The following is a 16196-nucleotide window of genomic DNA, read 5'->3' as shown; positions in this document are numbered from 1 at the left end:
TTCAATATTTGCTAATATATAAAAGTGTAACAGCACAATATACTCCTTACGAGTGAGTGATGTAAGATTATGGGAAGAAGACTATCTCATTGGAAATTTTCAGCTAGATTGTGGATATTGCGAATAATACAGGGAGCCCTTATAGGGAGCAGCGCCATTTTACCGGGCATCAGCGGAGGCGTGCTGTGCGTGGTATTCGGCATATATCAACCCATGATAGCCTTGCTCTCCAATCCCATCCGATCCCTCATCAAATATTATAAGCTGTTTATACCCATAATGATAGGGTGGGGGATAGGTTTTCTGGGGTTGGCAAGGGTAGTGGAAGTGATTTTTGAGGTTTCTTCGACACTGGCGGCCTCTCTATTCGTTGGGCTCATTGCAGGCATGTTTCCTTCGCTCTTTCGCGAGGTTGAGAAAAAGGGTGCTGGGACAGTTTCGTGGTCGTACTTTGTCGTCAGCCTGGTCATATTTTATGCGCTTTTATCTTCTTTGAAGACAGGGCAAGCCATAGTAATCACTCCCAACATCGCATGGTATTTTGTGTGCGGCGTCATATGGGGGTTGAGCTTGGTAATACCGGGCTTAAGTTCATCTTCTATACTCATATTCCTGGGGCTTTATCAACCTATGGCGGCCGGCATTGCCGATATGAGGATGGACGTGATTTTGCCCTTACTGCTAGGCATCATATTATCGGCAATAATGCTGTCCAGGTTTGTCAATGCTATGCTCAGGGAATATCAGCATATAGCCAATTACATCGTTCTTGGCATAGTGGTGGCTTCCACCCTTCTCATTATACCTTCGGGTTTTTCAAGCATAGGGCAAATAGTGTTAAGCGTCATATTTTTTGTAGGCGGCTATGCCATCTCTCTAGGGATGGAAAAGCTAGGCGATTTTACCGACAAACAGGCAGAAGGGGCAGATGTTCATAGCATCAAGAAACCGAGATTTCGAAAGATAAACTATTAGAGGAGAGATCTGTAAATGCTTCATGGGCATCGAGTTGGTTAAGCCTGATGAGGTGGGCTTTGTTAAATTGCCGGCCAGGGACTTGAATTTGTGGAACATATAGATTAAAATTTTGTGAAAAGCCAATCATTTAAGTAAAATATTAAATGTTGGAGGAATCGAAGTGACAAACGTTTATGATGTGCTGAAGGAGAGGGGCTATATAGCGCAAGTTACCCACGAGGAAGAGGTAAGGGAACTTTTGGGCAGAGAACCCGTCACCTTTTACATCGGTTTCGATCCAACGGCTGATAGCTTGCACGTGGGACATTTCATTCAAATCATGGTCATGATGCATATGCAGCGGGCCGGGCATAGGCCTATCGCCCTCATTGGCGGGGGCACCGCCATGGTAGGTGACCCCAGCGGTCGTACCGATATGCGCGAGATGATGACTCCGGAGACCATTGCCAGGAATGCAGAGGCTTTTAAAAAACAGCTTTCAAGGTTTTTGGACTTCTCTGAAGGCAAAGCCATTCTGGTCAACAACGCCGATTGGCTGCTCAACCTTAACTATGTGAAGTTTTTGAGGGAGATAGGCATACATTTTTCGGTAAATCGGATGTTGACTGCCGAATGCTTTAAATCCCGGTTGGAACGAGGGCTGTCATTCCTGGAATTTAATTATATGCTGATGCAGAGCTATGACTTCCTTGAGCTTTACAGGAGGTACGGCTGTCGGCTTCAATTGGGCGGTGATGACCAGTGGTCCAACATTTTGGCCGGAGTTGACCTCATCCGCAGGGTGGAGGGAGCCGAGGCATACGGCCTTACATTTACCCTGCTTACCACCAGCGATGGGCAAAAGATGGGCAAGACCAGAGCAGGCGCTATCTGGCTTGATCCCAACAAAACCAGCCCATATGATTTCTATCAATATTGGAGAAATATAGCCGATGCAGATGTAAAGAAGTGCCTTGCGCTTTTGACCTTCTTGCCCATGGAAGAGGTCAACCGCCTGGCAAGCCTTCCCGGCGAGAAGATAAACGAGGCTAAGAAGGTGTTGGCATACGAGGTCACCAAAAATGTACACGGCGAGGAGGAAGCCAGAAAGGCGCAGGCGGCTGCCGAAGCCCTATTTGGCGGTGGCGGGGACATGAATGCCGTACCCACAACCGAGATTACTATGGAAGAATACAGGCAAAATGCCAACGTGATTGATCTGTTATATAAGATAGGGTTTATCCCATCTAAGGGTGAAGGCCGACGCTTGATTGCACAGGGTGGGCTGTATATAAACGGCGAGCGGGTGGACAGCATAGAGCGTCAATTGACCCAGCAGGACCTTCAGAATGGCAGCCTGCTCATCAGAAAAGGTAAGAAGACCTATCACAGGATAGTGGTGAAATAGGGCTGTTTTGCGCTGAGAGAAATTGCATTGATGGTAAGGAAAATGGAAAATCAGAAAACCGCTCTTTAACAGAGCGGTTTTCCTTTTGGCGGCTATAAAACGCGATGTACATGCAATTACGTCAAGATCATTGTGGAAACCACACCACTAGATAGGCTTTTGCCTCTTGGTCCGTCAAGTTCTCTATGGTATGTTCCCTGTCGGCCTTGTATCTTCCCGTGTCTCCTTCGTTCAATATGGCCGAGCTTTCACCGGCGGTGACCTTGAATTTTCCGGTGATGACGGTTAAAAACTCCTCAGCGTTGGGGAAATGGGGCTTTGAATGGAGCTTGCCCCTGGGCTTAAAGGTCATGTCATAGAGTTCAAGGTTGTCTATCATGTGCACGGGTGAATTTACCCGTATAAGGCATGAACCATCCTCTGAATAGAAGATGGGAGCATCGTCCTTCCTGAGCACTTCTATCTTCGAAACCGTTTGAGTCTTTAACAGGTATTCGACGGGTATGTTGAGGGCATTGGCGATCTTCCACAGCGTGACCACTGTGGGATTGGTTTTCTCCTGTTCTATTTGGGATAGCATGGATTTTGATACCCCTGACCTCTTGGCCAGCTCATCCATGCTCATCCCTTTTTGTTTTCTGTAAGTGGCGATGTTTTTCCCTATCGCTGGGGGTTGTTTTTTGTCCATTATGATTCCCTGCCTTATAAGAATTAAATTTTTGCTATAGTTAGTTTTTAAAAAGGGACACAGCTTCGTTTAAGGCATGTGTGGCTCAATTGATTTTGTCTTTCGTATTTATGGTCACAATTGTATTATAGCTGCGGCGCATTTTGCAGGTCAATCGTAAAAATTTTAAGAATTCTTTGGATTGACAGTGCATATTTTATTTAATATAATCAACTAGTAGTTCAATATGTTAAACAAAGTGGCTGGGAGAGGATTTGATATGGCAACCATGAAAGCTGTGAAAAAGCCAGGCCCTGGACGGGGGATAGAGGTCACTACTGTTGCCATTCCGCAACCAGGGCCTGATGAGGTACTCATAAAAGTGAAAATTGTGGGGATTTGTGGTACCGACTTACATATCTATAAGTGGGATCTTTGGGCCGAGAGCAGGCTCAAACCTCCTCTCGTCATAGGCCATGAATTTATTGGGACGGTATATGCAGTAGGTGAGAATGTAAGACATTTGCAGATAGGGCAGAGGGTATCGGCTGAAGGGCATATAACGTGTGGGCATTGCAGATACTGCAGGAATGGGCAAGGACATATCTGTAAAGATGTGGAGATATTGGGCGTTGATAGGGATGGTTGTTTTGCTGAGTTTGTATGCGTTCCTGCAAGCAACGTGTGGCCAGTACATCCTGATATTCCTGACTTTTATGGTGCTCTATTCGACCCTTTAGGGAATGCCATGCATACCGTCATGGCACAGCCTGTAAACATGAAGAACGTTCTTATTACCGGTGCAGGATCCATAGGGCTTTTTGCCATCCCCATTGCCAAGGTAAACGGAGCAAAGAAGGTTATAGTGGTAGAACCCAGTCCTTTTAAGAGGGAGGTTGCCCTTAAGGTAGGAGCCGATTACGTGCTGGATTTTTATGATGCCGATGTAAAGGAAAAGATAATGGAGTATACCGATGGGCTGGGGCCGGATGTCTTCCTGGAGATGAGTGGAAACAGCCAATCCTTGAGGTTGGGATTGGAACTTGTGAGCAATGGCGGCGAGGTGAGCTTGCTTGGCATCCCACCCCGTGAAGTGGAACTCGATTTGGCCAAGCAGGTGATATTCAAAGGGGTTACCATGAGGGGGATTACCGGCAGAAGGATGTTTGAAACCTGGTACCAATGCGAAAGTTTTCTTTTACAAAACGGAAAGTTGATTGATCCCATCATTACCCATGTATTGGATTTTGAAGATGTGGAGAAGGGTTTTCTGGAAATGGAGGCCAATAGAGCAATAAAGGTTTTGCTCAAAGTTTCAAAATAAAAAGGGGTGTTCATAATATGAGCAGACGGCTTTATGAGAGGATCAGGGCACAGCTTGATTCGTTGAAGAAAGAGGGCACTTACAAGGAGTACCAGTATCTCGTATCCTCTGCAAGTGGTAGAAGCACCATTGAAAGATATGGCGATGTCGTTATGCTGTGTTCTAACAACTATCTGGGATTGGCAAACCATCCTCAGATCATCGAGAGAGGTATTGAAGCGCTTAAAAAGTATGGGGCAGGAGCTGCCAGCGTGAGGTTTATCTGCGGGACATACGATATACACAGGGTGTTGGAAAATAAAGTGGCACAATTTCTTCGTACCGAAGCGGCCCTCACATATACCTCTTGTTGGAATGCCAATACAGCCGTCATTCCGGCTTTATTGAATCCGGGAGATGCCGTGATATCCGATGAATTAAATCACGCTAGCATTATAGATGGATGCCGGCTGGTCTCAAAAGGAGTGCAACGCCTGGTATATCGCCATGCCGACTTGAATTCCCTTGAGGAAAAGTTAAGGGAGGCTACCGCACAGGGCGGCGTGGCCCTTATCGTTACTGACGGGGTTTTTTCTATGGAAGGAGATATTGCGCCTCTTCCTGGGATTGTGGAGCTGGCAAAAAAATACGATGCCGTCGTTATGGTAGACGATTCCCATGCAACGGGTGTCATAGGCGATACCGGCCGCGGTACTGCCGAATATTACCATATGCTTGGACAGGTGGATATTATAACTGGTACGTTTGGTAAGGCTTTGGGTGGAGCGGGAGGCGGATTTGTCGCAGGGCCAAAAGAGATCATCGACTTATGCATACAACGGTCAAGGCCACATCTGTTTTCCAATTCTTTACCGCCGGTATTGGCCGCCATTGCCCTTGCAGCCCTGGAATATTTAGAGGAGCATCCTGAAAAGGTGCATTCGCTGCACCAAAAAGTCAAGTATTTTAGGGATCAGCTGAAAAAAGCCGGCATTACAACCCTTGAAGGTGACAGCGCTATCATTCCGATTATGATCTACGATACCGCCAAGGCCATGAGGATTGCCGCAAGGATGTTGGAAGAAGGGGTATACGTGGTAGGGTTTGGGTATCCGGTAGTTCCGGAAGGGCAGGCCAGAATAAGAATTCAGGTATCCGACGCTTTAACCTATGATGACATCGATTATTCCATTGACGTGTTGAAAAGAGTTTTAAGCGAGCAAACTTAAGTCGGGGCTTTAGCCCCGACTTTTTGTCAATGCTATTATGCTTCTATATCATCAATCGTCCCTTCGCCCGAAAAATCCTGATATCAGCATGAGCCTGAGTAGTTGCAATATGGCCGTTAAAGTGGCTGCTACATAAGTAAGAGCCGCGGCATTTAATACCTTGCGCGTATGGGGCGTTTCTTCCCTGGTAAGATACCCGCCAACCTCCAGCGCTTCAATGGCCCTGCTGCTAGCGTTGTATTCTACAGGAAGGGTGATCAGCTGAAACAGTACTGCTGCGCTAAAGGCTATAACTCCTATTTGTGCCAGTTCCTTAAGTCCAAGGATCAAACCTAGAAACAATAGAGGGAAAGCCAGTTGCGAACCGATGGCAGCCACCGGTACGATTAGGGTACGGATGTTAAAAGGCACGTACCCATATTGATGCTGCATCACATGTCCGGCTTCATGGGCTGCCACGCCCAGGGCAGCCAGAGAGCTGGAGTTATATACCTGTGGAGAAAGCCTCAATACCTTATTGCGGGGGTCATAGTGGTCAGTAAGTATGCCGGGCGTCATCTCAACTCTCACATCGTAAATCCTGTTATTGCGGAGAATTTCTCGAGCTACCTCAGCGCCTGTCAGGCCACTGCGTGCAGGAATTCTGGAGTATCTGGCAAATGTGCTTTGTACTTTGAATTGAGCATACATCGCTAGCAAGATTGCCGGGAGAAGCAATATCATGGTGGGATCGTACCAAAAAAGCGGCATACACCTCAGCTCCTTTCAGATACCTGTCTTTTTATGGGACAGGTGTTCACTCCTTTTGTCAAAAATATATTACCATATCAGGGGATAAAAGTCAATAAAGGTCAAAAAATTCTCTCTTCTTTCATATATGTTATGTTAATTATATTGCTCATATACTATGCCAATTTTGAACAATACAAACTCCTTAAGGATCAATTTTTATTTAAAGGTTCATAACAAGCTTCTGGTGGAGCATATAAATGAAAGGATAAACGTAGCTTCGTTTTCTTACTTGTAATGGTATATAAATGTCTGATAGAATAGTTATAAAGTTGTCGAATATATAAATCTTTTAGATTTGGGGGTAAAGGCATGAAAAATTGGGTAAAAGCGGTTTTGGTTATAGGAGTTGTCCTCATTTTGCTTATTATATGGGTAATAAACGGATACAATGGTTTGGTAGCAAAGAGCGAAGAGGTACAAACGGCTTTGAGCCAGATAGACAACCAGCTTCAGAGGCGAAACGATTTAATACCCAATCTGGTGCAAACCGTAAAGAAGTACGCTGCCCATGAATCGGAGGTGTTTGCCCAGATTGCTGAAGCTAGGGCAAAGCTGGCCGGTGCTACCACCGTTGAGAGCATGGCGCAGGCGGATGCTGAAGTTGCCAGCGCTTTGTCCAGGCTACTTGCCATAGCGGAAAATTATCCCGAACTTAAGGCCAATGAGAATTTTATCCAGCTTCAGGATGAGCTGGCTGGTACCGAAAACAGGATTGCCGTTGCAAGGCGGGATTACAACGAAAAAGCTCGAGAGTACAATACCGCCATCAGAAGGTTTCCCACCAATATCATAGCCAGTATATTTGGATTTGAACGCGCCGAATATTTTGAGGCGTCCGAGGATGCCAGGCAGGCTCCCGATGTAGGCGAGCTATTTGGGGATTAAGGATGTTTGACCATGAAGTGCATGAAGGATTTGAGGATAGTCATATTTATATTCGCCATTGCGCTGTTGTTTGCTGCCTGTAGCGCTGTACAGGACAGCTATCCAGCCCATACCGAGGCTTTTTATGTCAATGACTATGCCGATGTCCTGGATGCCGATGCCGAGGAGCATATCCTAAGGGTTGCAAGGGAGCTGGAGGATATTACAACGGCTCAGGTAGTTGTTGTGACCATGGCGGGAATTGGTGATGTGCCGCTGGAGGAGTATACCCTCGGGCTGTTCAGGGATTGGGGGATTGGCCAAAAGGGCGAGGATAACGGCGTGCTCATATTCATCGATGTAAAGGGCCGGCAATCCAGGATTGAGGTGGGGTACGGCCTCGAGGGGGTGCTCACCGATGGTAAGACCGGCAGGATACAGGATAAATACATGGTCCCGCATTTTCGTGAGGGCCGATATAGCCAGGGGATCGTTGCGGGGTTTGATGCGATAGTCAATGAAATATATCTGGAGTACGGCTATCCGGATAAACTGGTTGGAGACGGCAAGCCCCTTGAAGAGCCAACTTTGCCTTATGAGCAACCTGAAGAGGATGATTCCTCTTTGGTAAGGTTTATACTATGGTTGATACTCGCCATAGTATTTATCTCTTTCGATTTGGCCGTCTTCAGAGGTGCTATTATCTCTGCCCTACTCCGTTCCAGAGGCAGAGGGGGATATGGGGGCTGGTTTGGCTCGGGCCCTAAGAGCGGCAGCTTTGGTGGTGGAGGCTTTGGAAGTGGCCGTTTCGGCGGAGGAGGCAGTGCCGGAGGCGGAGGAAGCTCGCGGCGCTGGTAAAAGTGTGGCTTGTTAAGTACGTAGAGAGATATCGAGACTTTGTGCGATGGTTTGGATTAAACGGTAAGCGAGGTAGGGGAGGAAGATGATGCTTAAAAAAAGGTTTTGGAAGATATTAACCGTTATGATGATTATTGTGATGATCTGTCAACCGGTTTTGATTGATACAGAGGTACTGGCACAGGGTAAGGTTACCATGTCGGTAAAAATGAGCCCTACTACGGTAAAGCCGGGAGAGCCCTTTCAGATCATTTACAATATAACGAATTCCATGGATAGCCCGGTTAAGGTGCGCATAAGGGAGGAGCTGTACAATCGTGTTACCAACGGAAAGGAAGTCTCATTACTGGAGAGGACCATCGCGCCAGGGGAAGAACAGGAAATAAGCAGTATCCATGAGGGTGAAGATTACAGGGCCATAGATGGCTATGTGATCTATTTAGTGGAGTATCAGGTGGAAGGCCAAGACGAATGGGTGGTCTTAGGAGAAGGCGTTTTCGATATCTTTAACATTGGGTTTAACGTAAAATATGCTGCCAGTGCGTCCCGGGTAAAGAAGGGCGACGAAGTTGAATACTTGGCAGAAGTGGAATCGACCTCCAACGTGGTTCTGACGGATATAGTTGTCATCGACAGCCAGCTTGGTGAGCTGGGCACAATTTCGAAGCTTCAGCCAGGCCAGAAGAAAAGGGTGAAGCAGAAGTTCAAGCTGGAAGACACTACCGAAAGCTATCTCATATTGAGATATAAGGACCCCATGTCGGTTCGAGGAGATATACTACAGGAATTTCCGGATGCAAGGCTCAAAGTCGAAGTGGAAGAGCCACAACCTGTATATTCTCTGGAGGTCCAAGGCAGCGTTGATAAACAACAAATCACCTCAGCCCAAGAGGTGACATTTACTCTCAAGATCAGAAATGCCGGTAACGTTACCCTTCGGGATATTCAGTGTACCGACTGGAAGGGCAAGGTCTTTTATGAGATAGTCCAGCTGCTTCCGGGTCAAGAAACTACGGCAACCTATAAGACCACAATTGACTCAGCAGGACAGTACACGATAACCTGCAGCGGAGTATCCGAGGACGGAGCTCGAAAGGTGCAGGCAAGTTACACCGCGGATATATCCAAGGTCGAAGTTAAAGTAGAGATAGAGAGAAAGTTTGAGCCCCAAGAGGTAGCGCCGGGAGATACCGTTACCCTGGCATATATAATTCGCAATACTGGTAAAGTGACGTTGAAGGATGTTTCGGTGGATGAACCCGAGCTGGGGAACATAGCCTCCTTTAACAGCCTGAAGCCTGGCGAGGAAAAAGTGGTTTCGGTGGAAAGGCAAATGGATGACGACGGCATAATTAGCAAGACCGTTCTGACTGCCAAGGACGAGCTGACTGGTGCCCCTTATAGATACGAAGCTGATGAGCTGCTGATCCCTGTCCAGGAGCCTGATAAGACAGCCCATGTATCCATCGATGTTGAAGTGGACCCGGCCACATTAGACAAGGCAGGAGCGGTTCAGGTAAAATGTACCATAAAGAATGATGGTGAGGTAGAACTGAAAAATATAGAAGTCTTCATTGAAGATTCGGCTAAGGGGAGAAACATCGCGATGGGAAGCCTGCTGGTATTGGGGCCCGGGGAAGAGCAGACCTTCACCCTGTCACACCTTAGCGTGGAGCAGACCAGTTCCTTTGTTGTGGTGGTGAAGGCAGAAGACCAAGAGGGAAATGAACTGGAATTTAGAAGCCAGAACTTTGAGGTGACGGTAGGGATACCTGTTGATGAAAAAAATCAGCTTGGATTGGATTCGGGGAGGATGATAGGCCTTCTTAAAGTTGCTTTTACCATCGTGATATTCTTAATCATCCTGACGGCAGGGACCTTGATTTATCTGATGCGCGATTCACTGCCCTTCTTCAGAAGGAGAAGAAATCTGAAGCACAGAGCTGTAGGCAAAAACTAATCGCCGTATTTTTCAATAAGGTATTTTATGGACATCCAGAATTCCTGGGGTTGCCTGGCGGCGCTTGTTTTAGAGCGCTTCCGAGCGGTGGGTGGAGAGAATATCCAGCGCAAAAATCCCATCCAGGCTTTGAGCATGGTGCTGTTTTTGCCGGGCGGTAGAGGCCGTGTTTGAAAGCCCATGCGCTTTACCCCTGGACCAAACAGCGTAACGCCCCATAAAGCCTTTACCCGCGGGTCTAGCCTGCCATCGCGAGCGAGCCGTGCCAGGTTGTGCATCTCCTCCCTGAAAAGGGGAAGCAGGTGTATGTCCGAAGCCACCGTCACGTTTCCCACTTTACCGCTGTATATGACGGTGTTGGAGATGTGAAGCTCGGCCACGTATTCTCCGGGCTGGAGGGTGGAACCATCCTCCAACGGAAGAGGGTGGCCGCTGTATGGATGGACGCTCATCCTTAAAAGGCCATAGGGGGAATTTTCAACGGTATAAATGTTATGTAACCTGGAAAATATTTTTTCCCACGCTATGAAGATGGGAGCTATCAGCCTTTTAATCATGTCCTAATCTCCTTTCAGTTGGTCAAGGGTTACAAACGTGTAGCCATTTTTCTTTAACGTGTTGATGATCAAGGGGAGGGCTTCCAGGGTTTTAGCAGGTGCCCCGGGAGCTCCTCTGTTGTCATGCAGCACTATTATGGATCCCGACCGTGCTTGGGAGATGACGGTATCGTATATGTGCTGGGCTGTGGTCTTAGCCTCCCAATCCTGTGCTTCGATGGACCAGTAAGCGACGTTAAGGCCCAGCCTCCAAGCCGCGGTGGCACTGCAAAGGTTGAACATGCCCCATGGGGGTCGGTACCACCGCGGCTTGTACCCCAGAATGCTTTCAATGGCCTGACAGGTCAGTTTGAGGTCTTTAAAGGTATGCCATGGTGACATCAGCCATGCATGGCGGTGGGAGAAGGAGTGGCAGCCCATGCTGTGCCCCTCGCGGTGTATCCTGCTGAGTATATGGGGATACTTGAGCGCTTGCTGGCCAACGACAAAAAAAGTGGCTTTTACATTGGCCTCCTTTAAGATATCCAGCAGCTTGGGCGTATATATAGGATTGGGCCCGTCATCAAAAGTGAGGGCTATCCATGGCTTATTGGCCTGTCCGCATCGCATCACCCGTTTTGAACGGTTGCGCATCCAATAGTTTGGTATGAAACAGTAAACGGCAAATATTGCAATTGCTGCTGTTATGCATGTGAACATCAGCATTTTTTACAATCCTTTCTTGATAAAACTTGACTTTTATCCTTTATTCTTGGGTCCGTTTATTCTTTCTTGGAAACTGTCTTATCTTTTTGGCAGCGATAATGGCTTTTTCCAATTACAGTGGAGGGGGTTGCACATCATAAAATACGTAATTTACAGCGCGATGATGGTGCAATTCCATTTGTAGCATACTTGAAGGGAACAATGTCCTGTTTTATGCTTTGGTTACATCCATAGGTTATAGGTCAGTTTTATGATATAAACAGCTCGGGTTGCTGAGAAGCATTCCTGTAATTCTCGGCCATTTGCACTATTATATGGGCGGCATCCCTGGCGGCGAAGGGCTTTGATATGGGTTCCATGGCCTGTGCCATGCTTTTCAGTATGGATGGATCGTTTATGCAATCGATTATGGTCTTGATCACTTCATCGGCATCATTGGCTTGCATGGCCACTTTATAGCGCAGCAGGAAGCGGACGTTGGTCTGCTCGTGACCGGGTAGGGGTTTATATATCAGCATGGGCAACTTCTTGGCCAGGGCTTCAAATATTGTCACTCCTCCTGCTTTTGTCAGCAAAAGGTGGGATATCTCCATCAGCTCGGCTACGTTATCCACATAGCCCAGTACGCAAAAGGGCATCTTGGAATGCTGAGAAATATCCTTCAGCTTTTTGGCCAGCGCATAATTGGTGCCCGTCACCGCTATGATCTGCATGGGCAGATCGAGCTTTGCCAGGGTTTCGCATATGTATTCGGTATCCGAGAGAAGGCCGCATCCCCCGCCCATCATCAGCAGAGTGAAGAGATCCTGCTTCAGGCCATACCGCTCCCAGATGGAAGGGTCATGGCAAGGGGCCATAAACTCCTGACGTAGGGGAAGGCCGGTGACGTACAAGCGCGAAGGAGGTATGCCTTTCCGTTTTAAGTATTTGGCTACGACGTCGGCTGCCAGTATATAGGCGTCCACACATGGATGAATCCACTGGCTATGGAAAGCCACATCGGTAATCACCGTTATAAGGGGTATGTTTATGTAGCCGCGGGATTTGAGGTAGGACAATACTCCGGCCGGATGGGGGAAAGTACACACTATGACGCTGGGCGAACGGTGGTATATGGCTTTCAGCAGCTTTTGCTTACCCATTTGGTTCAGCATGCGTTGCCATCTGGAATCAGGAGGCAAATGGCGCGTAGCTTCGTAAAACCATTTGTACCCGGTCGAAAAGTGTTTGATGACCTGGTGGTATCCAAACAGCAGCGTTTGCTTGAAAACCGGGTTCATGAGATTTAGGAAGTCGCAAATTTCAACGTTCCAATCGGGACGCTGCTGCTTTATGGCTGTGGCCAGAGCATTGGATACCTGGTAATGTCCTGCTCCGTAGCTGGCAGAAAATATTAGCACGTCGCATCCGGTACCTGTTCTGGAAGCCATAAACCATTCACCTCGCTTTTATCCAGCCTTGCTTCTGTTCAGCCAAATTTAAGCTGCCTTTCCATTATCCCTGCTTGCCTAAGCTTATACCGCTTCAATACAAATTATATTATACCAGAACCCCTAATATTTGTATAATGTATTTTTGGTAAAGCCCATCAAAACGCCAGTTCGATTTCCTAGTCTTAAATGTCTTAAATATAATAAATTAAACTATAAATGGTTTTGAACATTCTATTGAGAGGTGATAGAATATTAGGTGATAGGGTATTATATCGTATTATTCATGTATGATATTAAAAATATACCCTTGCATGCTTTGTTAATATCGTTAATATAAGAGCCTACTTTGGCTATTCAAAACCAATTTGGAAAATGCAGTTGCAAAAGAAAATTGGCTGATGGACATGCACATACGCCTTTGTGCCTTTCACCATCAGTTAAGGCATTGAAATTGTATTAACATGTATAAAGTTGGAAACTTTCGATTTGTGTGGGGATTCAAATGGCTGGAGATGGGATAGAATTAAACTGGGCTTTTGATGCATTGAATGCTGAAACCATCTTAGAGCTATAAAAGTCTAAATATAATGGAAAACCAGGGATGATACGGGAGAGTGTGAATATGCTGGATTTGAGCAAGATAAGCCTGCAGTTGATGGAGATGGTGCAGGCACAGCAAAAGGAGATGCAGCAGCTAAAGGAAAAAGAGCGCTACCTGCTGGAAGCCGTCACCCATTTTAGGGAAAATCCGCGGGCTTATATGGAAAAAATAGATTCGGATTCCCACCATTTTTTTGTAGCCTTTCCTAAAGGCAGGTTGGATGAGGCCTTCCCCCTTCCGCAATTTACTTCCGTCCATACCGTTATGGCGGTGGACGGCTCGCAAATCGATGTGGATACGCACGAGATCGTGTTGTGTTACGTGCTCAACATAGGCAGGGTTGTGCTGCATTACGGTACAGGGGATCCACCCCTTATGGACAGCCTGCCTTACCTGTATTATAGGAATGAGGACCTGTACAAGCAGGGAGAATTGGAAGTGTTTCTGCTGCGCGGAGAGGATGTGGCTGAAAGGCGTGCTGCCATGGAGGCTGAGCACCTTAAAGACTTGATTTTAAACCATCGAAAAGAGGGCATCCCCGCAGTGGCGCTGGTGGACGGTACCCTCGTTTCGTGGGATAAGGCTGCATCTGCTAAGAAGGATATAGGCGGCTTTACTGCTCCACACTTTATGGATACCTTTAAACTGGGGCAGAGCTTGGGCATTCCGGTGGCAGGGTACATATCGGGTTCCCGTACCTCCCTTGTGGTGAACACTTTACGGGCGGGTGACTGTACGCAGCCCGTCATGAACTGCGCCAGCTGTCAATATCGAAACGACGCTGCTGCACCCTGCCACAGGCTGGAGGGTTTGAGGGATACCACCCTGTTTGCCCGTATCCTCAAACCGGGGGAGCGTTCGGCATGCTTTTACGGCGGTATAAACACTTTGCCGCGGCGTGAATGGCCGCTATACCGCATAGGGTTTTTCTACGTCAACGTCGGTAGCGAGATAGCCCGCGTGGAGGTGCCCGACTACGTGCTGGAGGACGAGAGCTTGCTTAATATGCTCCATTGGGTGGTGTATGATCAAGCACAAAAAGGTATGGGATATCCCATAGCCTTACAGGAGGCGCACCATTTTGCAGTGATAAAGGGAGAAGAGCGGGAGGCTTTCTATCGCATGGTGGAGGGTCAGTTTGTCAAGCGAGGGCTTGCCAGCCGCGTCACCAATAAAGAGCTGCGCAAGCGGACCAGGATTTTTTAGAAAGGGGTGCATGCGGTGATAGGCGAGATCATAGAGAGCAGGACGGCCGAGTTTGTGGCTGAAGCGGTCAGGTACGATCAAGTGCCCGCTTATGGCTCATTTGTGAGGGTGAACGATGGTGAGCTGCGGGTATATGGCATCGTGTCGGGAGCTTATACGGGTAGTTTGGACGGCATGAGCAAGGCAAAAGCTTTTTTCAAGTCCATTCATGAACTCAAGATGGAGCAGCCGCAGATCTTTGAGCTGCTTCGCACCGAATTTTCCTGCGTTGTGGTGGGCTATGCTCAGGACGGGCGATATCATCCATATTACCCACCCACACACGTAAGCCTTCACCTGCCTGTGGAAATGGCCGGTGATGACGAGGTGCTGGTCATCTCGCAGCACATAGGGTTTTTGGAGAAGACGCTCAATAGCCCTGCGGGTAACGGTGAGGAGCTGACGGCTGCGGCCATTCGCACGGCAGCCCGACTTCATCCCGATCCGCGGGAATATATAGTAAGGGTAGGGCGCGAGCTTCTGAAAATGCTCAACTACGACACCCAAAGGCTTAAGTCCATTTTGGAGAGGGTGGATATAACATGAAGGGAACTATCCTCAGGGGTTCACTTTCAGGTGGTCTGGAAGTAAGGTTGGATATAGGCGAGAATATAGAAGAGATCAAAGTGGGCACCTTTTGCGTGGTGGAAGGCAGGACCCACGACTTTTTTTCCATGGTGGTAGATGAGGATATTGAAGCGGCCAATCCCAAGGCGTTTTATGAGACGCTGTCGGACAATCCTCTTCTCAATGAGGTGGTCAGAGGTACCGGCATAATAGACAAGGTGAAGATTCAGCCCATGATCGCCATAAGGCGTGAGGACAACAAGGTACAGCCTGTAAAGAGCATTCCTTCTTACCTGTCCCGCGTCCGTGAAGCGCGGGAGGAGGACGTCTTCAAGATATTCGGGCGGCCCGATAGGACGCATTTCCATGTGGGCTCTCCCCTGGATATGGACCACATACCGGTATGCATAGACCTTAAGAAGTTCATAGAGAGGTCCAACGGCATATTTGGTAAGTCGGGCACCGGCAAGACCTTTTACACCCGTATTATGCTGTGCGGCATGATAAAGAGTGGGCTGTGCAACGTGCTGGTGTTTGACATGCATTCCGAGTACGGCTGGGAAGGCGAGGACGAGGATGAGACGCGCAAGAAAGCCAAGGGGTTGAAACAGCTGTTTGGCTCCAAGGTGGCCATTTTTACCCTGGACCCGGAGTCTTCCCGCAATCGAGGAGTGCACCCAGACTTCGTAGTGGAGATACCTTACCGCTCCATCGAAGCCGAGGATATCGTGATGGTGCGGGAGGAGTTGAACCTAAACCCCACCGCCCTGGAGGTAATATATGTGCTCCAAAAGCATCTGGGGCAGGACTGGCTGATCACCTTTTTAAATATGGATGCCTTTGCCATAGAGGAGTTTGCCGAAAATACAGGGGCTCATGCGGGTGCGCTGCAGGCGCTACAACGCAAGCTGTTTAGGCTGCAGAAGCTGCCCTTTATAAAGGAAAATCCGGCAGATGACGCGGTAGAGCGAATAATGCAGTATTTGGATAGCGGAATGAACGTGGTGCTGGAGTTTGGCCATCAAAGGAGCATGCTGGCCTATATGCTGG

General features: G+C 47.9%; 15 protein-coding genes. 10 read left to right on the top strand and 5 right to left on the bottom strand.

The window, feature by feature from the left end; all coding sequences use genetic code 11:
- Window positions 1–69: 69 nt before the first annotated feature.
- Together FWJ59_RS03315 and tyrS are read left to right on the top strand one after the other, a co-directional pair.
- Window positions 70–975 (top strand): DUF368 domain-containing protein, encoded by a 906-nt coding sequence (locus FWJ59_RS03315; RefSeq protein ID WP_414480572.1) that lies wholly within the window; start codon window positions 70–72, stop codon window positions 973–975.
- 163 nt (window positions 976–1138) lie between these two features.
- On the top strand, window positions 1139–2365 hold the full coding sequence (tyrS, locus tag FWJ59_RS03310; RefSeq protein WP_414480571.1) for a tyrosine--tRNA ligase: 1227 nt from the start codon (window positions 1139–1141) through the stop codon (window positions 2363–2365).
- Window positions 2366–2492: 127 nt separating this feature from the next.
- Here tyrS and FWJ59_RS03305 read toward each other — a convergent pair whose 3' ends face one another.
- A complete protein-coding gene (locus FWJ59_RS03305) occupies window positions 2493–3053 on the bottom strand; it encodes a helix-turn-helix domain-containing protein (RefSeq protein ID WP_414480570.1) in 561 nt (186 codons plus the stop codon).
- Window positions 3054–3312: 259 nt separating this feature from the next.
- Between FWJ59_RS03305 and tdh the strand changes: the two genes are divergently transcribed.
- The gene (gene tdh, locus FWJ59_RS03300; RefSeq protein ID WP_414480569.1) at window positions 3313–4356 is read left to right on the top strand and encodes an L-threonine 3-dehydrogenase; all 1044 of its coding nucleotides are present in this window, start codon (window positions 3313–3315) and stop codon (window positions 4354–4356) included.
- A gap of 17 nt (window positions 4357–4373) precedes the next feature.
- Entirely contained in the window at window positions 4374–5564 is a 1191-nt protein-coding gene (locus FWJ59_RS03295) for a glycine C-acetyltransferase (protein ID WP_414480568.1), read from the top strand.
- 51 nt (window positions 5565–5615) lie between these two features.
- On the opposite strand, the gene FWJ59_RS03290 is transcribed toward FWJ59_RS03295, so the two are convergent.
- Complete coding sequence (locus tag FWJ59_RS03290) at window positions 5616–6314, bottom strand: zinc metallopeptidase (RefSeq protein ID WP_414480567.1); 699 nt, start codon at window positions 6312–6314, stop codon at window positions 5616–5618.
- A 351-nt stretch (window positions 6315–6665) separates the two neighbouring features.
- On the opposite strand from FWJ59_RS03290, the gene FWJ59_RS03285 reads away from it, so the two are divergent.
- The 3 genes from FWJ59_RS03285 (at window position 6666) to FWJ59_RS03275 (ending at window position 10038) form a co-directional block, all read left to right on the top strand.
- Window positions 6666–7241 carry a LemA family protein gene (locus tag FWJ59_RS03285; protein ID WP_414480566.1) on the top strand — a complete coding sequence of 192 codons (576 nt, stop codon included), beginning with the start codon at window positions 6666–6668 and terminating at the stop codon, window positions 7239–7241.
- A gap of 12 nt (window positions 7242–7253) precedes the next feature.
- Window positions 7254–8078, top strand: a complete 825-nt coding sequence (locus tag FWJ59_RS03280) for a TPM domain-containing protein (protein ID WP_414480565.1) — start codon at window positions 7254–7256, stop codon at window positions 8076–8078.
- 88 nt (window positions 8079–8166) lie between these two features.
- Window positions 8167–10038 carry a hypothetical protein gene (locus FWJ59_RS03275; protein WP_414480564.1) on the top strand — a complete coding sequence of 624 codons (1872 nt, stop codon included), beginning with the start codon at window positions 8167–8169 and terminating at the stop codon, window positions 10036–10038.
- On the opposite strand, the gene FWJ59_RS03270 is transcribed toward FWJ59_RS03275, so the two are convergent.
- The 3 genes from FWJ59_RS03270 to FWJ59_RS03260 form a co-directional block, all read right to left on the bottom strand.
- Window positions 10035–10595, bottom strand: coding sequence for a YkoP family protein (locus FWJ59_RS03270; protein WP_414480563.1), 561 nt, complete (start codon window positions 10593–10595; stop codon window positions 10035–10037). The genes FWJ59_RS03275 and FWJ59_RS03270 overlap by 4 nt on opposite strands.
- A gap of 3 nt (window positions 10596–10598) precedes the next feature.
- A complete protein-coding gene (locus tag FWJ59_RS03265; protein ID WP_414480562.1) occupies window positions 10599–11204 on the bottom strand; it encodes a polysaccharide deacetylase family protein in 606 nt (201 codons plus the stop codon).
- Between the two features lie 344 nt (window positions 11205–11548).
- Entirely contained in the window at window positions 11549–12730 is a 1182-nt protein-coding gene (locus FWJ59_RS03260; protein ID WP_414480561.1) for an MGDG synthase family glycosyltransferase, read from the bottom strand.
- Between the two features lie 625 nt (window positions 12731–13355).
- Here FWJ59_RS03260 and FWJ59_RS03255 point away from each other — a divergent pair.
- The 3 genes from FWJ59_RS03255 to FWJ59_RS03245 form a co-directional block, all read left to right on the top strand.
- Window positions 13356–14540 (top strand): DNA double-strand break repair nuclease NurA, encoded by a 1185-nt coding sequence (locus FWJ59_RS03255; protein ID WP_414480560.1) that lies wholly within the window; start codon window positions 13356–13358, stop codon window positions 14538–14540.
- A 15-nt stretch (window positions 14541–14555) separates the two neighbouring features.
- A complete protein-coding gene (locus FWJ59_RS03250) occupies window positions 14556–15125 on the top strand; it encodes an HAS-barrel domain-containing protein (RefSeq protein ID WP_414480559.1) in 570 nt (189 codons plus the stop codon).
- Window positions 15122–16196 (top strand): ATP-binding protein (locus FWJ59_RS03245; RefSeq protein WP_414480558.1); only part of this gene is annotated, 1075 nt, incomplete at its 3' end. The genes FWJ59_RS03250 and FWJ59_RS03245, both read left to right, overlap by 4 nt.

It is taken from the genome of Caldicoprobacter sp., assembly GCF_047459465.1.
Classification (GTDB): Bacteria; Bacillota; Clostridia; order Caldicoprobacterales; family Caldicoprobacteraceae; genus Caldicoprobacter.
Note: the sequence above shows the minus strand (reverse complement) of the source record. Positions and strands in the feature narration are given on the sequence as shown.

Excerpts from the sequence above, each read along its gene's own strand:
- FWJ59_RS03315 (WP_414480572.1), top strand. The coding sequence starts at position 70 with ATGGGAAGAAGACTATCTCATTGGAAATTTTCAGCTAGATTGTGGATA.
- FWJ59_RS03305 (WP_414480570.1), bottom strand. The coding sequence starts at position 3,053 with ATGGACAAAAAACAACCCCCAGCGATAGGGAAAAACATCGCCACTTAC.
- tdh (WP_414480569.1), top strand. The coding sequence starts at position 3,313 with ATGGCAACCATGAAAGCTGTGAAAAAGCCAGGCCCTGGACGGGGGATA.
- FWJ59_RS03295 (WP_414480568.1), top strand. The coding sequence starts at position 4,374 with ATGAGCAGACGGCTTTATGAGAGGATCAGGGCACAGCTTGATTCGTTG.
- FWJ59_RS03290 (WP_414480567.1), bottom strand. The coding sequence starts at position 6,314 with ATGCCGCTTTTTTGGTACGATCCCACCATGATATTGCTTCTCCCGGCA.
- FWJ59_RS03285 (WP_414480566.1), top strand. The coding sequence starts at position 6,666 with ATGAAAAATTGGGTAAAAGCGGTTTTGGTTATAGGAGTTGTCCTCATT.
- FWJ59_RS03280 (WP_414480565.1), top strand. The coding sequence starts at position 7,254 with ATGAAGTGCATGAAGGATTTGAGGATAGTCATATTTATATTCGCCATT.
- FWJ59_RS03275 (WP_414480564.1), top strand. The coding sequence starts at position 8,167 with ATGCTTAAAAAAAGGTTTTGGAAGATATTAACCGTTATGATGATTATT.
- FWJ59_RS03270 (WP_414480563.1), bottom strand. The coding sequence starts at position 10,595 with ATGATTAAAAGGCTGATAGCTCCCATCTTCATAGCGTGGGAAAAAATA.
- FWJ59_RS03265 (WP_414480562.1), bottom strand. The coding sequence starts at position 11,204 with ATGCGATGCGGACAGGCCAATAAGCCATGGATAGCCCTCACTTTTGAT.
- FWJ59_RS03260 (WP_414480561.1), bottom strand. The coding sequence starts at position 12,730 with ATGGCTTCCAGAACAGGTACCGGATGCGACGTGCTAATATTTTCTGCC.
- FWJ59_RS03255 (WP_414480560.1), top strand. The coding sequence starts at position 13,356 with ATGCTGGATTTGAGCAAGATAAGCCTGCAGTTGATGGAGATGGTGCAG.